Below are 14,920 nucleotides of genomic sequence, written 5' to 3'. Positions count from 1 at the left end.
GGCAGCTCGATGTTCTCGCGGGCGATGTACTGCCACACGTCCAGCTCGGTCCAGTTGGACAGCGGGAAGACGCGGACGTGCTCGCCGTGGGCGTGCCGGCCGTTGTACAGGTTCCACAGTTCGGGGCGCTGGCGGCGCGGGTCCCACTGGGAGAACTCGTCGCGCAGCGAGAACACCCGTTCCTTGGCGCGGGCCTTCTCCTCGTCGCGGCGGCCGCCGCCGAACACGGCGTCGAACCTCTCGCTGCGGATCTTCTCCGTCAGGGGCAGCGTCTGCAGCGGGTTGCGGGTGCCGTCCGGGCGTTCCCGCAGCACCCCCCGGTCGATGTAGTCCTGCACGCGGGCCACGTGGAGCGTGAGTGTGTGGGCGGCGACGACGCGGTCGCGGTGGTCGAGGACCTCGGGGAAGTTGTGCCCGGTGTCGACGTGCAGCAGGGCGAACGGCAGCGGCGCGGGGGCGAACGCCTTCAGCGCCAGGTGCAGCATGACGATGGAGTCCTTGCCGCCGGAGAACAGGATCACCGGCCGCTCGAACTCACCCGCCACCTCGCGGAAGATGTGCACCGCCTCGGACTCCAGGGCGTCCAGGTGCGAGAGGGCGTACGGGGAGTCGTTCACAGCAGTCCCCTTTCGGCGAGCGCCGTGTACACCGCGTCCGCGGACTCCTGCGGTGTCTGGTGCTGCGTGGGCAGGTACACGTCGGGGGTGAGGGGCGGCTCGTACGGGTCGTCGACGCCGGTCAGGCCCTTCAGCGCGCCCGCGGCCTGCCGGGCGTACAGGCCCTTGACGTCACGTTCGCTGCACACCTCGACCGGTGTGGCCACGTGCACCTCGACGTACGGGGTGTCGCTTGCGGCGTGCCGTTTGCGAACGGCTTCGCGGCTGTCGGCGTACGGGGCGATGACGGGCACCACGGCGAACACGCCGTTGCGGGCGAGGACTTCGGCGACCAGGCCGATGCGCTGCACGTTGGTGTGGCGGTCCTCGCGGCTGAAGCCGAGGCCCGCCGACAGGAAGCGGCGGATCTCGTCGCCGTCGAGGACCTCGACGCGCCGGCCCTCCGTGCGCAGCCGCCCGGCGAGGACGCGTGCCACGGTCGTCTTGCCCGCGCTCGGCAGGCCGGTCAGCCAGACGGTGGCACCGCACTCGACCGCCGTGGAGCGAACCATGATCGGGTCACCTCTTTCTGCTCGGAGTCCGTGTTCGGCCGGCGCGGGCATGCCTAGGCCTTCTCCGCGAACCGGCCCACCTTGCCGATGACGTCCTCGCCGTACAGGCGCAGGGCCTGCTGGAGTGCGAACTCGGCCATGTAGCGGCGGAATTCGTCCACCGGTTCCTCGGCCAGGTTGAGCATCTTCCGGTTGGGTACGACGGCCGGGCCGCTCAGCCGGTCGACGGCGCGTGCCACGGCCGTGTCGATGTCCTCCGGCTCGACCACCTCGTCGATCAGGAGCCGGGCGTCGGGTTCGGTGGCCCGGATGCGGCGGCCCTGCAGAATGACCTGCCGGGAGATGCGGGGCCCGGTGTGCCGGCCGAGCCGGAAGTTGCCGGCTCCGGGGACGATGCCCTCGCGGGCGGCGGGCAGGCTGAGGTAGGCGTCGGATGCGGCGAGGACGTGGTCGAAGGCGAGCAGCAGCTGTGTGCCGCCGCCGATGGCGAAGGTCTCGACGGCCGCGATCCAGGGTTTTTCGACGGTCGGGGAGTGCCAGGGTGCGTCCTTGGTGCGTATGCCCCGGACGAGTTTGTGGATGTATCCGAGTTCGCGCAGCAGCAGGAACCCGACGAGTGAGATGTCTCCGTTGTGCAGGCTCTTGAGGTTGATGCCGGCGCTGAAGACGCGCCGGCCCCGGTAGCGGGGGTGGGTCATGGTGCCGCCGCGCAGCACGCCCACCTTCACCTGCGGGTCGAGGAGTGCCAGGTCGACGGCGGTCTCCATGTCGTCGACCTGCTGTTCGTCCTCGGCGTTCAGGCAGTCGTCCCGGTGCATCGTGAGGTGGGCCGTGCCGTCGCGGCGCTCCAGGTGGACCGAGCGTGTCGTGAGGACGCCGGTGCGCAGGAAGTCGGGCAGCAGCTGCAGCGCCCGGGGGGTGGGCTGGAGCATCGTGTCGAGCAGGTGAGTGCCGGCCCGGGGGGATCCGAGGACGGCTCGCAGGAAGATGCCCTGGTCGATCTCGTAGCCCTCTTTGTCCGCCTGCCGCCGGCCGCGGTCGGCGGCGAGCTGCTCGGCGGTCGGCACCAGCACAGGGTATTCGGCGGCGGCGGCCTCGACGAGTTCCGCGATCCGCAGTCTCTTGGTGCCGCCGTCCGTCAGCCGGTCGTACACGGCGTCGGCGTGCGTGTCCAGGAAGCGCGTCCGCAGTGCCCGTGCGGTGTCCTTGGCCGCGGCGAGCTCCGCCCGTTCCCCGGGCAGCCGTTGTCCCGGTTCGGGCTGTGCTGCCACCAGCTTGTCGACGTGTGCGGCCGCCGCCTGCAGGGACGACCAGACCGGAATGCTCATGACGCCGCCTTCGCGGGTGTCCGCAGCATCCGGTCGCAGGCGGCCAGGTGCGCGCCGAGGGCTTCCTCGAAGCTGGTGGTCGCGGCGTCGAAGTGCAGCTGCCGGCGGATGGCGATCTCTTCGCCGGCCAGGGTGCCGGCCAGCCGGGCGGCGGCGGCGAGGGCGCCGGCCGGGTCGTCGGTCAGCTCGTCGGCGAGGCCGGTCCGCAGGGCGTCGGCGGCCTCGATGGGCTGCCCGAACAGCAGGGCGCGGCGGACCGGGGCGGGCCCGGCGAGCTGGACGAGCCGGTATCCGGCCATCCCGGGCCAGGTCGCGGTGGTGTCCTTGGGCACCAGCAGCCGGGTGCCGGGCGTGAGGACCCGGATGTCGCAGGCGAGGAAGGCGTCGAGGGCGGCGCCGCCGCAGTCGCCGGAGGCCACCGCCACGGTGGCGCGCGGGACCCGTTCCAGCCGGCGCAGCGCCCGTTCCCACTTGCTGACCTTCGTCACGTCGAGGCCGGTGGTCCATCCCTCGGCCGGGACACCGGTGACGTGGACGGCGAGGGTGCCGGAGCCGGCCCGGTCCTCGGCCGCGTCGCACACCGCGTGCACGGCCTGCACGGTCTCCGCCGACGGCGGCCGGGTGCCGTCGATCACCACAGTCAGTGCTTCTTCCATGACGTCCTCCGCATTCACCACTGCACCAGCGCCGTTTCGATCGTCGAGCCCGGGCCCATGGTCATCAGCACGCCGTACTCGCCGGGCCGGGCGGCTCCTTCGTCCAGGAGCCGTTCGTAGGAGAACAGGAACGAGCCGCTCGACACGTTGCCGTAGTCGCGCAGCACACCGGTGGTGTGCCGTACGTCGTGCCGGGTCAGCCGGAGGTTGAGCGCGACGGCGTCGATGACCTTCTTGCCGCCGGAGTGCACCAGCCAGTGGGTGATGTCGCTGCGGCGCAGGCCGGTGCCGGCCAGCAGCCGGTCCACGGCCTGTTCGGCGTGGGCGCCGACGACGTAGGGGACCTGCGGGTCGAGGTAGAAGCTGAAGCGGGCCTGGTCCCGGTCCCAGTCGTAGCGCATGGCGTCGACGGCGTCGGGGATGAGGCAGCTGGCGAACTTCAGGATGCGGGGTCCTTCGGGGGCGGGTGCCTGGGCGGGGTCCGGGCCCGAGCGGATGGCGATGGCGGCGGCGCCGTCGCCGAAGAGGCTGTTGACCACGGCGGTGCGCATCGTGGAGTCGATGGTGTAGGCGGCGGAGCAGGCCTCCGTGCACAGGACGACGGCGAGTTCGCCCGGGTGGGCGGCGGCCCAGCCGGAGACCACGCCCAGGGCGTTGAGGCCGGCGTTGCATCCCATGCCCACGATGTCGGAGCGGCTGCAGTGCCGGTCGATGTCGAGTTCCTTGATGAGCAGGGCGCTCAGTCCGGGGGTGAGGAGTCCGGTGGACGTCACGCAGCACAGGTGGCGCAGGTCGGACAGTTCGGCGCCGGCCCGTTTGAGGCAGGTGCGCAACGCCTCGGCGCCCATCTCGACGGCTGTGGCCTTGTGTTTGTCGAGCAGGTCGCCCTGCGGTTCGTGGACGCGGCCGCCCGCGCCGTCCGGCGGCGGGAGTGTCAGGTGGCGGCGCTCGATGGCGCTGTTGAGGAAGACCGACCGGATCTTGGGGTCGGTGATGCGGAAGGCGTCGAGGACCTCCTGCTGGGTGTACGACGTGGGTGTCACCGCCGTGCCCACGCCGAGGGCGCGGGGCCGCAGCTCGGCTGCCAGGGTCATCGGAACGTCCACCCCCACATGCGCGGCTTGCTCCGCGGTCGTCGGTGCCGACTTGGTCCGGACACGTGTATGTCCTCTCTCGCTGAGAATGGCGCTGCCTGCACTGCTGGTCAGAGCGCGGTGCTCTGTGCCTCGACGAAGCGCGCGAGCCTCGCGGTGCCCTCTTCGATCTCGGCAGGGGTCAGATAGCTGGTGGACAGCCGGATGCCGTGGTGGCCTCCGCCGCCGGGGTGGAAGTGGCTCATCGGCGTCCAGATCACGCCGAAGTCCTCCGCGGAGCGGACGAGTTGGGCGTTGTCGGCCCGGAACGGGACCCGCATGGTGAGGAAGAACCCGCCGGTCGGCTCGTTCCAGCTGACGCCGAGCCGGGCGCGGCGGTCGGCGGGCAGCCGGGCGTCGAGCTGCCGCAGCATCTGCCGCATCGCGTCGCCGTAGCGGGCGGCCGCCCGGGCGTTCAGCTGCGACAGCCGGCCGCGGGCGCCGAGCAGTGCGCCGGCCACGGCCGCCTGGCTCAGGGACGAGGTGTTGACGGTGACCATGCTCTTGATCTTGGCGAGTTCGTCGGCCAGCAGGTGCTCGCCGCCCTGGGCGTCCCGGACGCGCTGGTCGGCGACGACGAAGCCGACGCGGGCGCCGGGGAAGACCGTCTTGGAGTACGAGCCCAGGTGCACCACCCGGCGTGTGCGGTCCCGGGACTTCAGGGTCGGCAGGGGTGTGCCCGGGCTCACCAGCCGGTAGGGGCTGTCCTCCAGGACCAGGAAGTCGTACCGCTCGGCGAGGTTGAGCAGTTCCTCGCGGGCGTCGGGTCCCATCGTGGTGCCGGAGGGGTTGGAGTGGTCGGGCACCACGTAGAACGCCCGCGGGCGGCGGCCGTTCGCCAGTTCCTCGCGCACCGCGGCCTCCAGGTCGGCGGCGCGGAAGCCGTCCTCGCGTTCCGGTACCGGGCGTACGGGCACGTCGAGGAGCCGGGCGGCGCCGGTGATGCCGACGTAGCAGGGGCTGGAGACCAGCAGCACGTCGTCGGGGCCGGCCATCAGGGCGCGCAGCACCAGAAGCATGGCCTCCTGGGCGCCGACGGTCACCACGATGGACTCGGCCGGTACGTCGGTGTCCTCGTCCGCGCGCAGCGAGTCGGCGATGATGCCGCGGATCAGCCCCGCCGTCGGCCCGTACTGGTACAGGGCGGTGCGGATGTCGTCCGGGGTGCCGCCCTGCTGTGCCAGGTGGTCCATGTACCGGCGGATGTGGGCGATGACCTGTTCGGGGTCGAAGAATCCGTCGTAGGGCCGTCCCGGTGCGAAGGAAATCGCGTCCGGGTAGCGGTGGGTGATCTCGTTGAGGAAGTTCATGGTGTCGAGCAACGGCTCGGAAACACTGCCATGCAGCTCTGCCATGTCCAGCCAGTCCCGTGAACGGGTGTCGGTGGTAGCGGTGTTTCCTGGCATGAAACTCCCCTGAATTCCGATGAGTCGTCCGAGTGCTTTTCCCGCGCCGTCCCGGCGGTGTCGTGAAACGCGTTCTTTCCGGTTCGGGTCAGGCCGGTACGGCGTTGTTTTCGTCGGGGGCGGCGGCCCGGTGTCCGGGGTCGGCCACGACGGTCGCGAGGAGCGCGGTGAAGCGCTCGCCGATCCGCTCGACCGTCGATGCGTCGAACAGGGCGGTGTCGTACTCGATGTAGCCGGTGATGCCGGCGGGGCGCCGGTCGTCGTCGTAGTGCTCGGTGACGCTGATGAGCAGGTCGAACTTGGCGGTGGAGGTGGCCTCCTCGACGACGGTGACGTCGAGGCCGGGCATCTCGAACGCGTAGCCGGTGACGTTCTGCAGGACGAGCATGACCTGGAACAGCGGGTGCCGGGAGAGCGAGCGGGCCGGGTTGACGGCGCTCACGACCTGTTCGAAGGGCACGTCCTGGTGGGAGTAGACGGCCAGGGCGGTCTCCCGTACCCGGGCGAGCAGTTCGGTGAAGGAGGGGTTTCCGGACAGGTCGGTGCGCAGGACGACGGTGTTGACGAAGAAGCCGACCAGGTCGTCGAGTGCCGCGTCACCGCGTCCGGCCACGACGCTGCCCAGGGGGATGTCCTCTCCGGCGCCGAGCCTGTGCAGCAGCATCGCGAGTGCGGCCTGGAGCACCATGAACGGTGTGGCGTCGTGTCGGCGTGCCAGCGCGCCGATCGCGGTCTGCAGTCCGGCGTCGAGGTGGAGCGGGAGGGCGGCGCCGTCGTGGCCGCTGTCCGCGGGACGGGGCCGGTCGAAGGGCAGGGCCAGCTCGTCCGGCACGCCGGCCAGGGCGTCCTTCCAGTAGGCGAGCTGTCGAGCGGCGAGACTGCCGGGGCGGCCCGGGTCGCCGAGGAGTGTGTGCTGCCACAGCGTGTAGTCCGCGTACTGCAGGGGCAGCTCGGCCCAGGCGGGGGCTTTTCCGGAGCGCCGGGCCGCGTAGGCGGTGGCCAGGTCGCGGCTGAGCGGTGCCTTGGACCATCCGTCGGAGGCGATGTGGTGCAGCGTCAGCACGAGGACGTGCTCGTGCTCGTCCAGGGCGAACAGTTCGGCGCGCAGGGGCGGGTCGGCCGTCAGATCGAACGGCCGGCGGCCGGCCTGTCGTACCGCGGTGTCGAGGTCCGCCTCGTCGACGGCCGTGACGGGCAGGTCGGGGTGGAGGCCGGCCGCATCGAGCACCACCTGGTGGGGCACTCCGTCCTCCTGCCCCACGACGGTGCGCAGGCTCTCGTGCCGGGCGGTCACGTCCCGGACGGCCTGCTCGAGCGCGTCGCGGTCCAGGTCGCCGCGCAGCCGCAGGACGACGGGCAGGTTGTAGAGCGGGGACGGGCCGCCCCACTGCTGCAGGAACCACATCCGGTGCTGGGCGGTGGACAGCGGGATGCGGGCGGGGCGGCGGCTGCGGGCGGGTACCGGGCGTCGTTCCCGCGGGGCCCGAGCGTGCAGGAGGCGAAGGAGTGCGGCAGCCGTCGGGGCGTCGAAGAGCTGCCGGATCGACACGTCCGTGCCGAAGGCGGTCCGCAGCTCGCCGATCAGCCGGGTGGCGTGCAGGGAGTGGCCGCCGAGGTCGAAGAAGCTGTCGTCGACGCCGACCCGCTCGGTGCCGAGGACCTTGGCGAAGAGCGCGCAGAGCGTTTCCTCGTCCGCGGTGCGCGGGGCGCGGTAGGCGGCGGTCGCGGTGAACTTCGGTGCGGGCAGGGCCCGGTGGTCGACCTTGCCGTTGGGGGTGAGGGGGAAGGCGTCCAGGGCCACGAAGGCGGCGGGGACCATGTAGTCGGGCAGGGCGGCGGCGGTGTGGTCGCGCAGGGCGCCGGCGTCGAGGTCGCCGTCGCCGACGTAGTAGGCCACCAGGCGTTTGCCGCCCTCGGCCTCGCGGGCCGTGACCACGGCCTGGGTGAGCCCGGGGAACCCGGACAGGACGGTTTCGATCTCGCCCGGCTCGACGCGGAAACCGCGGATCTTGACCTGGTCGTCGGCGCGGCCGAGGAAGTCGAGCATGCCGTCGCGGTTGCGGCACACGATGTCGCCCGAGCGGTACATGCGGCTGCCGGCCGGCCCGTGCGGGTCGGGGACGAAGCGCTCGGCGGTACGGGCGGCGTGGCGGAGGTAGCCGCGGGCCAGTCCCGCCCCCGCGATGTACAGCTCGCCGGGGGTGCCGGCCGGGACCGGGGTCAGCTGCTCGTCCAGGACGTAGGTGCGCATGCCGTCCAGCGGGCGGCCGATGGGGACCCGGTCGGCGACCTGGGCCGCGTCGGTGTAGGCGTGCTGGGTGGCGTACAGGGTGGTCTCGGTGGGGCCGTAGGTGGCGCGTACCACCGTGCCGGGACAGGACCGCAGGATCCGGCGCACCGCGACCGGGGAGACGATGTCGCCGCCGGTGGACACCTCGCGCAGGCCGCGGAAGGTTTCCGGTGCGGCCTCGGCGATGGTCCGCAGCAGGCCGGCGGTCATCTCCACACTGGTGATCTTCTCCGTGTCGAACATCTCGCGCAGCCGGGGCGCGGACACGTCGCCGGCCGCGGACAGGACCGAGGTGGTGCCGCGCAGCAGGGGCATCCACAGGCCGTGCAGCGAGGCGTCGAACGCGTACGGGGCGATCATCAGGACCCGGTCGTGGTGCCCGGTGTCGAACAGCGTGTCGTCCACCAGGTCCAGCACGTTGCGGTGGCTGACGGCGACGCCCTTGGGGGTCCCGGTGGAGCCGGAGGTGAACATCACGTACGCCAGCTGGTCCGGCGTGCACACCGCCTCGGCCGGCCCGGGCCCGGTGCCGGTCTCGGCGGTGGCCGGCCCGTCCACCCGCACGACGGTGACGTCGCCCCCGGGAAGCCCCCGGGCGGCCATGACCGCATCGGTCAGCAGGACCCGTGCGCCGGTGAGGCGGATGATCCGTTCCATGCGCTCGGCCGGGAACCCGGTGTGCAGGGGCACGTAGCAGCCGCCGGCCTTGAGCACGCCCAGGAACGCCACCGTGACGTCCACGCTGCGGTCGGTCAGCACCGCGACCGGCGTCTCGGGGCCCACTCCCAGACCGGTCAGGACCCGCGCCAGCGCATCGGACCGCCGGTCCAGCGCCCGATACGTCAGCTCACGCCCCGCGGAACGCACCGCCACCGCGTGTGGAGTACGCCCGGCCTGCCGGCGGAACCGCCCGTGGAGGGAAAACGCATCACGCATCTGGTTCGACTCCGCATCATGTCCGGGGCGGTTCTCTGCAAGCGCGGGAAAAGCGGGAATCCCAGCTCTGGAAAAGTTCTCCGCGGCATCTGAATTGCCGCTGGTCGGAGATCTGCTGCTGTGGTGCACCACCAGACCAGAAACGGCTCGGGAGCGTCAACGCGGAGGATGTGGACGGCCCTTCGACGCGTCGAACGCGTCGAGGCGTTCAAGCGAATCCCGGCATCACTTGGACACCGGGCGGGGACGCGGTACCGGTTGCTCAGTCGGCGTCGGAGGGGAGGAATCCCTGCCGTATGGCGATCACCCCGGCCTGGAAGCGGCTCCGCGCGCCCAGGTGGGTCATGAGGCTGGAGGCGATGCGGCGGGCGGTACGCGGTGACACCCCGAGGCGCTTGGCGATGGCCTCGTCGGTGTGGCCGAGCGCCAGCAGCCTGAGCGCCTCGGCCTGCTGAGCGGTCAGTTGGCCGGGAGCCGGGTGCTGCGGTGCGTCGAGCGGTTCGGCGGACCGCCACACGCTCTCGAACAGGCTGTGCAGCGCTGTGACCATCCCCGGGGAGCTCACCTGGACGGCTCCGGCCGCGGTGTCGTCGGCGTTGGAGGCGATCATCACGAATTTGCGGTCGTAGATGATCATCCGGTTGGGCAGCGACGGGACGGTGCGCACCTCGCATCCCTGCTCGGTCAGCCAGCGCGCGTGATCCATCGTCGGCCGGTCGTGCCGGATGCTGTCCAGGTAGATCGTACGCATCTGCACACCGCGGCCGAGCAGTTGCTGGTTGAGCGGCCGGGACGCCCGCATGTTCTCCGGCTTCTGCGGGCCGCCGGGCGCGAACGTGAGGAGTTCTTCGGCCACCTGGTCGTTGAGAACGGTCAGGTGGTCACGGATGGCGTCCAGCCCCGACAGGTACTTGACCTCGGCTTCGGAGCCGCCGGGGGCCTGGCGTCCGTCGTAGTCGAGGATGAACCTGGCCGCCGCGGCCTGCGCCGCCTCCAGCCTCTGCTGCTGCGCGGCGACCTCGGTGCGCTGCTGGGCGATCAGGATCTCCATGCCCACGTGCGGGCTGACCGCGTACAGGCGATGGGGGGAATCGGCGGAGGGGCGCACCAGGGACAGCTCGCTGAGGCGGTCCAGGGCGCCCCGCACGACGTGTTCCGGCAGGTCCAGGCGGCCGCATATGCCGGCCACGCTATTTGCTCCTTCAAGCAGAGCGATGTAGACGGACTCGACGAGAGGCTCCAGGCCGAGCATGCCCAGAGCACCTGAACTGGTCGCCCCCGTGTCAGCCATGCCGCCCCCGCCCCGACGCATTTCAAGCTATACCCGACCGGTTGAGCGATCCTATTTGCCCAAGATACGGCGAGGCAAGAAGCTGCCCGAGTTGAACAGAGTTGATTGATTTTCCCCAGATGGCCCAGCTGTGTACTGTCAGGGGTCGCAGGCGGCGGCCGGGACCGGCCCCCGGTGACTGCGGAATCACATCGTCCGGAACCAGGTATTCGGATGGCAATGACATCTATGTTCCTCGTGCACATATCTCTGCAGCCGCGTTGGCCGGCCGCGGAAATGCCTCCCTCGGCCGCGGAGTCCATCGCCCGGTCCTGCACCGACCGGGACGGCTTCGAGCATGTGAGCGTGCACCCGAGTGCGCTCCCCCACCCGGTCGTCGGCTTCTACGTGCAGGCCGGCTCGCTGGAGGAGGCCGAGTCCGCGGCGCTGTCCCTGTGGGGCCATGCCAGCTCCGCGGTGGTGGAGCTGCAGGCCTGGGAGCCGACGCGTGCCGAGGTCCCGTTGTTCAGGCCCGACCTGGAGACCGGTCCGCTCCCCGGGCTGGGATGGACGGAGTAGGTCATGGCCGGTTTACCTCCCGCCTTCCCACTTTCCTTCTCCTAGGGCCGGCGCCAATCTCTTTCCTGTCGGCGAGACCCAGCCACGGTGAAGGGGAACCCAATGTCCCGTGTGATTCTGCGCAGCGTCTTTGGAAACATGGTCCTGGCCGGTGTCATTGCGATGACGGCGGGAATTTCCGCCCAGGGCGGGAATGCTGATTCCCGAGCCCTGGAAGTTCATACGCAGGCCGTTTACTCGGACACGGTTCCGGCCAACCCGGACGACCACGGATGGCAGTGAAATCGACCACTCGTGAATCGGATCGGCTTCGTACGACGGGAATGGCCATGGACCCAGCAGAATCAGAGTATGTGACAAAACTGCAAGCCGGCCTCAGAGAGCTGCCCGTTGAGCAGGTTCCGGTGGGGCTGCTCCGGACGGGTTTCTCTCCCCGGGTGCACGGTGAGGACGCCGATCACGTCCGGCTCCTGGCCGAGACCGCCGAGGAGCTCCCGCCGATCCTCGTGCACCGCGCGAGCATGACCGTCATCGACGGCGTCCACCGGTTGCGCGTGGCCGAGCTCCTGGGGGCCGAGCACATCGCGGCGCGCTTCTTCGAGGGGGACCAGGAGGACGCCCGGCTCCTGGCGGTGGCGGCCAACATCACGCACGGGCGGCCGCTGTCCAGGACCGACCGCGCGGCTGCCGCGATGCGTATCTTCGCCGCGCATCCCCGGTGGTCCGACCGGGCCGTCGCGGCGGTCACCGGTCTGTCGCCGAAGAAGATCGCGCGTCTGCGCAAGGAGCTGGTGCTGCCGCAGTCCGACTGCCGGGTCGGGCGGGACGGCCGGGTCCGGCCCGTGGACTCCGCACGCAGACGGGAACGCGCCGGTGAGCTGATCCGGAGCAATCCCGGCTTCTCCCTGAGGCAGATCGCGGCGGAGGTGGGACTGGCCCCGGCGACCGTCGCGGACGTGCGCAACCGGATCCAGCGCGGCGAGAGCCCGGTACCCAGCGGCGCACGGGGCCGCACGGCTCGGACCGCACAGACCGCGCCCCACACGTCGGCGGCGGACATGGCCCTGGTGCGGGCGCCGTCGGCCGGGGCCACCGTCACCCGGCTGCCTGCCACGGGGCAGCGGGCCCGCGCCGACGAGAAGACCCCGGGCATGGCCCTGGAGGACATCCGGAAGCTCATCACCATGCTGGCCCGTGACCCTTCGCTGCGCCACAACGCCTCGGGGCGCTCCCTCCTGCGCCTGCTCGACGCCTGCGCACTGGTCACCCAGGACCGGCAGAAGATCACCGAGACGGTGCCCGCGCACTGCAAGGAGTCCGTGGCGCAGCTCGCTCAGGGATACGCCGGGATGTGGCGGTGGCTGGCCGACGATCTGGTGCGGCAGGTCGAGGAGATGCACGCCCTCGGCGAAGGCGACGGGGCGCTCAGCGCGTAGCTCCCGCACGGGTGCTTCTCCCCTGCCGGATGCTTCTCTCTGCCGGGTTCCTCCCCCGTACCGAGTTCTTCTCCTGTGCCGCCCCTCCCCCGCCGGGGTTCCCTTCCCCGCGGCGGGATCTTCTCCCCCGCCGGGTTCTTGCCCGCGCCGGAATCCCCGCGCCGGGTTCTTCCCCCCCTTCCTCTTCTTTCTCGCCGGCTTTCGGACGAGGCAGGGATGACGCCGGCGGTCGTTCACGCACAGCGCGGACATGCGGCCGGCCGCGCCGGGGGGCGTGTGTCGTCGTCACCGCACGACGCGGATCGTGGCGTACGCGTAGGCCTCGCCCTCCCGCGGCGCGCGGTTCCAGGACCGTGTGGTCAGCTGCGGCAGGATGCCCTCGGCCAGGGCGAGCCGGGGCAGGGCGAGACCGAACTCGTCCTGCACGGCGGCCAGCAGGCACCGCTCGCGGTCCGCCTCGCCGGCGCCGTGCAGGACCCGTTCCGGATCGAGGGTCTCGGGCACCGGCCCCGAGCGCTGGACGTCCGTGCCGCGCAGCGTGTACGCGTACCGTTCCTCGCCCCGCTCGGCGACCGACAGGTGGAACACCGCGAGGCCGCCGTCACGGGTCCTGCGCGCCCACAGCACCACCGCGCGTCCGCCGCGCGAGGCGGCTGCGGCCGGGGAGACGAAGAAGGTGCCGGCCGCCGATGTGCGCGGGGCCGCGTCGCAGCCGAACGCCCACCCGGAGGCCGTCCGGCCCACCGACATCACGGCCCGGTCCTCCCACGGCGCCAGATCGTCCCGCTGGTGCGGGCCGTGGTGGAACCACCCGTCCCGGCGGCCGGGCGGAGCGGTCAGACCAGCGCCCCCGTCCTCCCCGACCAGGCCGGGCAGGGCCTCCGGCTCGACGCCCTCCACCCACAGGCACCGGTAGGAGTCGTGCGGGGCGTTCCACCGCGGGGTGTCCGCCAGCCAGCTCAGTCCCGGCGGATCGAGGTCCGGTACCGGGTCGGGCGCGGGGCCCGGCCGGCCGGCCCGGGGCGTGGCCAGCAGCTCCAGGCCGCGCTCCCGCGTCACCACCGGGCCGAGGACGGGGTCCGCCAGCAGGCCGAGCGGTGCCAGCAGGTCCGGCCCCGGCGGCGACCACGAGGGCAGCGCGGCACGGATCAGCCGCCACGCCGCGTCCGTGTCGCCCCACCTCGCCGACTCCCGTGCCTCGGCCACCGCCTGTCCGAAGGCGCCGTCCGGCGCATAGCGGTAGGAGCCTTCGCGCACCTGGGCGAGGATCGCCTCCGCGGCCGCCGTGACGCCGTCGTCGGTCTCGGTGCCCAGCACGAACCGGTCGGGGAAGGCGCCGGGGCGCCTTTCCCGCAGGTGCGCGGCGGCCATCACGGGCACCAGCTCGCCCGTGCAGCGCGGATCGGCGACGAGCTCACCGAAGCCGTGGTAGCCGTGATGGCCGCTGCCGTGCGCCAGCGCCTCCAGCTGCCGCAGCATGCCGCGGGCGCGGGGCCGTCCGTAGCGCTCCGCCTCGGTGAGCAGTTCCCGGGCGGTCCGCCACCTCCCGCTCAGGGCCTCCTGCCGTGCGCGTTCGACCCCGGCGTCCAGGGCGCGGGTGGTGTCGTTCACGAAGCCGGGGCTGTTCGCCCGGGCGGAGTGGAAGTCCTGGTACATCCGCTGCATGTAGGCGCGGAACGACGGATACCGGTCCGGCAGTTCGCCGCTCCACCCCTTGTAGACGTACAGGGCCCACTCGCCGTCCTCGTCGGTGTCGCCCGGGTCCAGCAGGGCGTAGGACATGTCCGAGTCGGTCTCCAGCTGCAGGGCCCGCCGCCACATCCCGGCCAGCAGCACCTCCTGCTCGGTCGAGCGTTCGGTCAGCCCCTCCTGGTAGATCGCGGTCATGCCGAACGGATCCCCGAACCAGCCGATCTCGTGGGCCGCGCCCAGCCGGTAGATGGAGCCCTGGTCGAGCCGCCAGCCGTTGCTGGCCTTGAGGAACTGCCGGTAGGACGGGGGGAGCCGGGTGCCCAGGCGTTCCTCGGCGGCGGCTATCTCCGCCTCGGCCGCGGGCGGGGCGGCCAGCGCCAGGTCGTCGGGGGTGACGCCGCCCTCCGCCAGTTCCTCCGCGTCGTCCTCGTCCGGGATCCATTCCTGCTGCCAACGGCCGAGGAACTGCTGCCAGTCGAAGCGGTTCTCGATCATGGGCCGATTGTGGCAGCCGCCACCGACAACGGCCCCGTGCGTCCGGCCGGGCCCGGCGGCCTCCGGCGGCGCATCGCCCTGTGACCGTGCTGCGGCGCACCGGCCGGTGTGACCCGTGACACATCCGTGACAGTCGGCGGACACCGTCGTGAAGCCACCCCGGCAACCTTGTGAAAAGAGGGCAAAAAGCACTATTCGGTCATACGTCTTCTGCTTCCGAGGGTGTGAGCAGTGGTGCCCCAGCCGATCCGCCGGAGGAAATCCCATGAGCCTCACCGTCACCACGCCGCACGTCGAAGCCCCCGCACCCGCTCTGGCTCCTCGTGAGCGGGAGACACTGCGGCACATCGCCGAGGGGCGCACCTACCAGCAGACGGCCCGGCACATGGGGCTCTCCAAGCACACGGTCGACGCCTATCTGCGCCGTATCCGGGCCAAGCTCAACATCAGCAGCACGGCCGAGCTCACCCGGCTGGCCATCTCCCTGGGACTGTGACGGCCGGGCGTCCGGGGCGGGCGGCTCCTGCCGGC

At 71.6% G+C, this 14,920-nt stretch carries 13 protein-coding genes; 4 read left to right on the top strand and 9 right to left on the bottom strand.

Annotated features, from left to right (window positions below):
* The 8 genes from cysD to H0H10_RS23515 all read right to left on the bottom strand — a co-directional run.
* Positions 1-617 (bottom strand): sulfate adenylyltransferase subunit CysD (gene cysD, locus H0H10_RS23550; RefSeq protein WP_188183073.1); only part of this gene is annotated, 617 nt, incomplete at its 3' end.
* Positions 614-1,168: an adenylyl-sulfate kinase gene (gene cysC, locus H0H10_RS23545; protein WP_188183072.1), complete on the bottom strand. Its 555-nt coding sequence runs from the start codon at positions 1,166-1,168 to the stop codon at positions 614-616. The genes cysD and cysC, both read right to left, overlap by 4 nt.
* Positions 1,169-1,221: 53 nt before the next feature.
* Complete coding sequence (dpgC, locus tag H0H10_RS23540; protein WP_188183071.1) at positions 1,222-2,496, bottom strand: (3,5-dihydroxyphenyl)acetyl-CoA 1,2-dioxygenase DpgC; 1,275 nt, start codon at positions 2,494-2,496, stop codon at positions 1,222-1,224.
* Positions 2,493-3,152 (bottom strand): enoyl-CoA-hydratase DpgB, encoded by a 660-nt coding sequence (gene dpgB, locus H0H10_RS23535; RefSeq protein ID WP_188183070.1) that lies wholly within the window; start codon positions 3,150-3,152, stop codon positions 2,493-2,495. The genes dpgC and dpgB overlap by 4 nt, the downstream gene beginning before the upstream one ends.
* A gap of 14 nt (positions 3,153-3,166) precedes the next feature.
* On the bottom strand, positions 3,167-4,246 hold the full coding sequence (gene dpgA / locus H0H10_RS23530; protein ID WP_188183069.1) for a 3,5-dihydroxyphenylacetyl-CoA synthase DpgA: 1,080 nt from the start codon (positions 4,244-4,246) through the stop codon (positions 3,167-3,169).
* A 110-nt stretch (positions 4,247-4,356) separates the two neighbouring features.
* Positions 4,357-5,640 (bottom strand): aminotransferase-like domain-containing protein, encoded by a 1,284-nt coding sequence (locus tag H0H10_RS23525; RefSeq protein WP_223180306.1) that lies wholly within the window; start codon positions 5,638-5,640, stop codon positions 4,357-4,359.
* 139 nt (positions 5,641-5,779) lie between these two features.
* On the bottom strand, positions 5,780-8,917 hold the full coding sequence (locus H0H10_RS23520; RefSeq protein ID WP_223180305.1) for a non-ribosomal peptide synthetase: 3,138 nt from the start codon (positions 8,915-8,917) through the stop codon (positions 5,780-5,782).
* Between the two features lie 262 nt (positions 8,918-9,179).
* The gene (locus tag H0H10_RS23515) at positions 9,180-10,208 is read right to left on the bottom strand and encodes a helix-turn-helix transcriptional regulator (RefSeq protein WP_223180304.1); all 1,029 of its coding nucleotides are present in this window, start codon (positions 10,206-10,208) and stop codon (positions 9,180-9,182) included.
* A 276-nt stretch (positions 10,209-10,484) separates the two neighbouring features.
* Here H0H10_RS23515 and H0H10_RS23510 point away from each other — a divergent pair, with 276 nt between their 5' ends.
* The 3 genes from H0H10_RS23510 (at position 10,485) to H0H10_RS23500 (ending at position 12,202) form a co-directional block, all read left to right on the top strand.
* Entirely contained in the window at positions 10,485-10,766 is a 282-nt protein-coding gene (locus tag H0H10_RS23510; RefSeq protein WP_188183067.1) for a hypothetical protein, read from the top strand.
* A 111-nt stretch (positions 10,767-10,877) separates the two neighbouring features.
* The gene (locus H0H10_RS23505; protein ID WP_188183066.1) at positions 10,878-11,048 is read left to right on the top strand and encodes a hypothetical protein; all 171 of its coding nucleotides are present in this window, start codon (positions 10,878-10,880) and stop codon (positions 11,046-11,048) included.
* A 155-nt stretch (positions 11,049-11,203) separates the two neighbouring features.
* Positions 11,204-12,202, top strand: coding sequence for a ParB/RepB/Spo0J family partition protein (locus H0H10_RS23500; RefSeq protein ID WP_188183065.1), 999 nt, complete (start codon positions 11,204-11,206; stop codon positions 12,200-12,202).
* 285 nt (positions 12,203-12,487) lie between these two features.
* Here the strand turns inward: H0H10_RS23500 and H0H10_RS23495 are convergent, their stop codons facing one another.
* On the bottom strand, positions 12,488-14,389 hold the full coding sequence (locus H0H10_RS23495; RefSeq protein WP_188183064.1) for an SMI1/KNR4 family protein: 1,902 nt from the start codon (positions 14,387-14,389) through the stop codon (positions 12,488-12,490).
* A 265-nt stretch (positions 14,390-14,654) separates the two neighbouring features.
* Between H0H10_RS23495 and H0H10_RS23490 the strand changes: the two genes are divergently transcribed.
* On the top strand, positions 14,655-14,885 hold the full coding sequence (locus H0H10_RS23490; RefSeq protein ID WP_188183063.1) for a response regulator transcription factor: 231 nt from the start codon (positions 14,655-14,657) through the stop codon (positions 14,883-14,885).
* Positions 14,886-14,920: the final 35 nt, after the last annotated feature.

The sequence above is a fragment of the Streptomyces griseicoloratus genome, assembly GCF_014534645.1.
Taxonomy (GTDB): Bacteria; Actinomycetota; Actinomycetes; order Streptomycetales; family Streptomycetaceae; genus Streptomyces; species Streptomyces griseicoloratus.
This window is presented reverse-complemented; position numbering and strand designations above follow the sequence as displayed.

What these genes read in the sequence shown, in the direction of transcription:
- cysC (WP_188183072.1), bottom strand. Translation starts at nt 1,168, where the DNA reads ATGGTTCGCTCCACGGCGGTCGAGTGCGGTGCCACCGTCTGGCTGACC.
- dpgC (WP_188183071.1), bottom strand. Translation starts at nt 2,496, where the DNA reads ATGAGCATTCCGGTCTGGTCGTCCCTGCAGGCGGCGGCCGCACACGTC.
- dpgB (WP_188183070.1), bottom strand. Translation starts at nt 3,152, where the DNA reads ATGGAAGAAGCACTGACTGTGGTGATCGACGGCACCCGGCCGCCGTCG.
- dpgA (WP_188183069.1), bottom strand. Translation starts at nt 4,246, where the DNA reads ATGACCCTGGCAGCCGAGCTGCGGCCCCGCGCCCTCGGCGTGGGCACG.
- H0H10_RS23525 (WP_223180306.1), bottom strand. Translation starts at nt 5,640, where the DNA reads ATGGCAGAGCTGCATGGCAGTGTTTCCGAGCCGTTGCTCGACACCATG.
- H0H10_RS23520 (WP_223180305.1), bottom strand. Translation starts at nt 8,917, where the DNA reads ATGCGTGATGCGTTTTCCCTCCACGGGCGGTTCCGCCGGCAGGCCGGG.
- H0H10_RS23515 (WP_223180304.1), bottom strand. Translation starts at nt 10,208, where the DNA reads ATGGCTGACACGGGGGCGACCAGTTCAGGTGCTCTGGGCATGCTCGGC.
- H0H10_RS23510 (WP_188183067.1), top strand. Translation starts at nt 10,485, where the DNA reads ATGCCTCCCTCGGCCGCGGAGTCCATCGCCCGGTCCTGCACCGACCGG.
- H0H10_RS23495 (WP_188183064.1), bottom strand. Translation starts at nt 14,389, where the DNA reads ATGATCGAGAACCGCTTCGACTGGCAGCAGTTCCTCGGCCGTTGGCAG.
- H0H10_RS23490 (WP_188183063.1), top strand. Translation starts at nt 14,655, where the DNA reads ATGAGCCTCACCGTCACCACGCCGCACGTCGAAGCCCCCGCACCCGCT.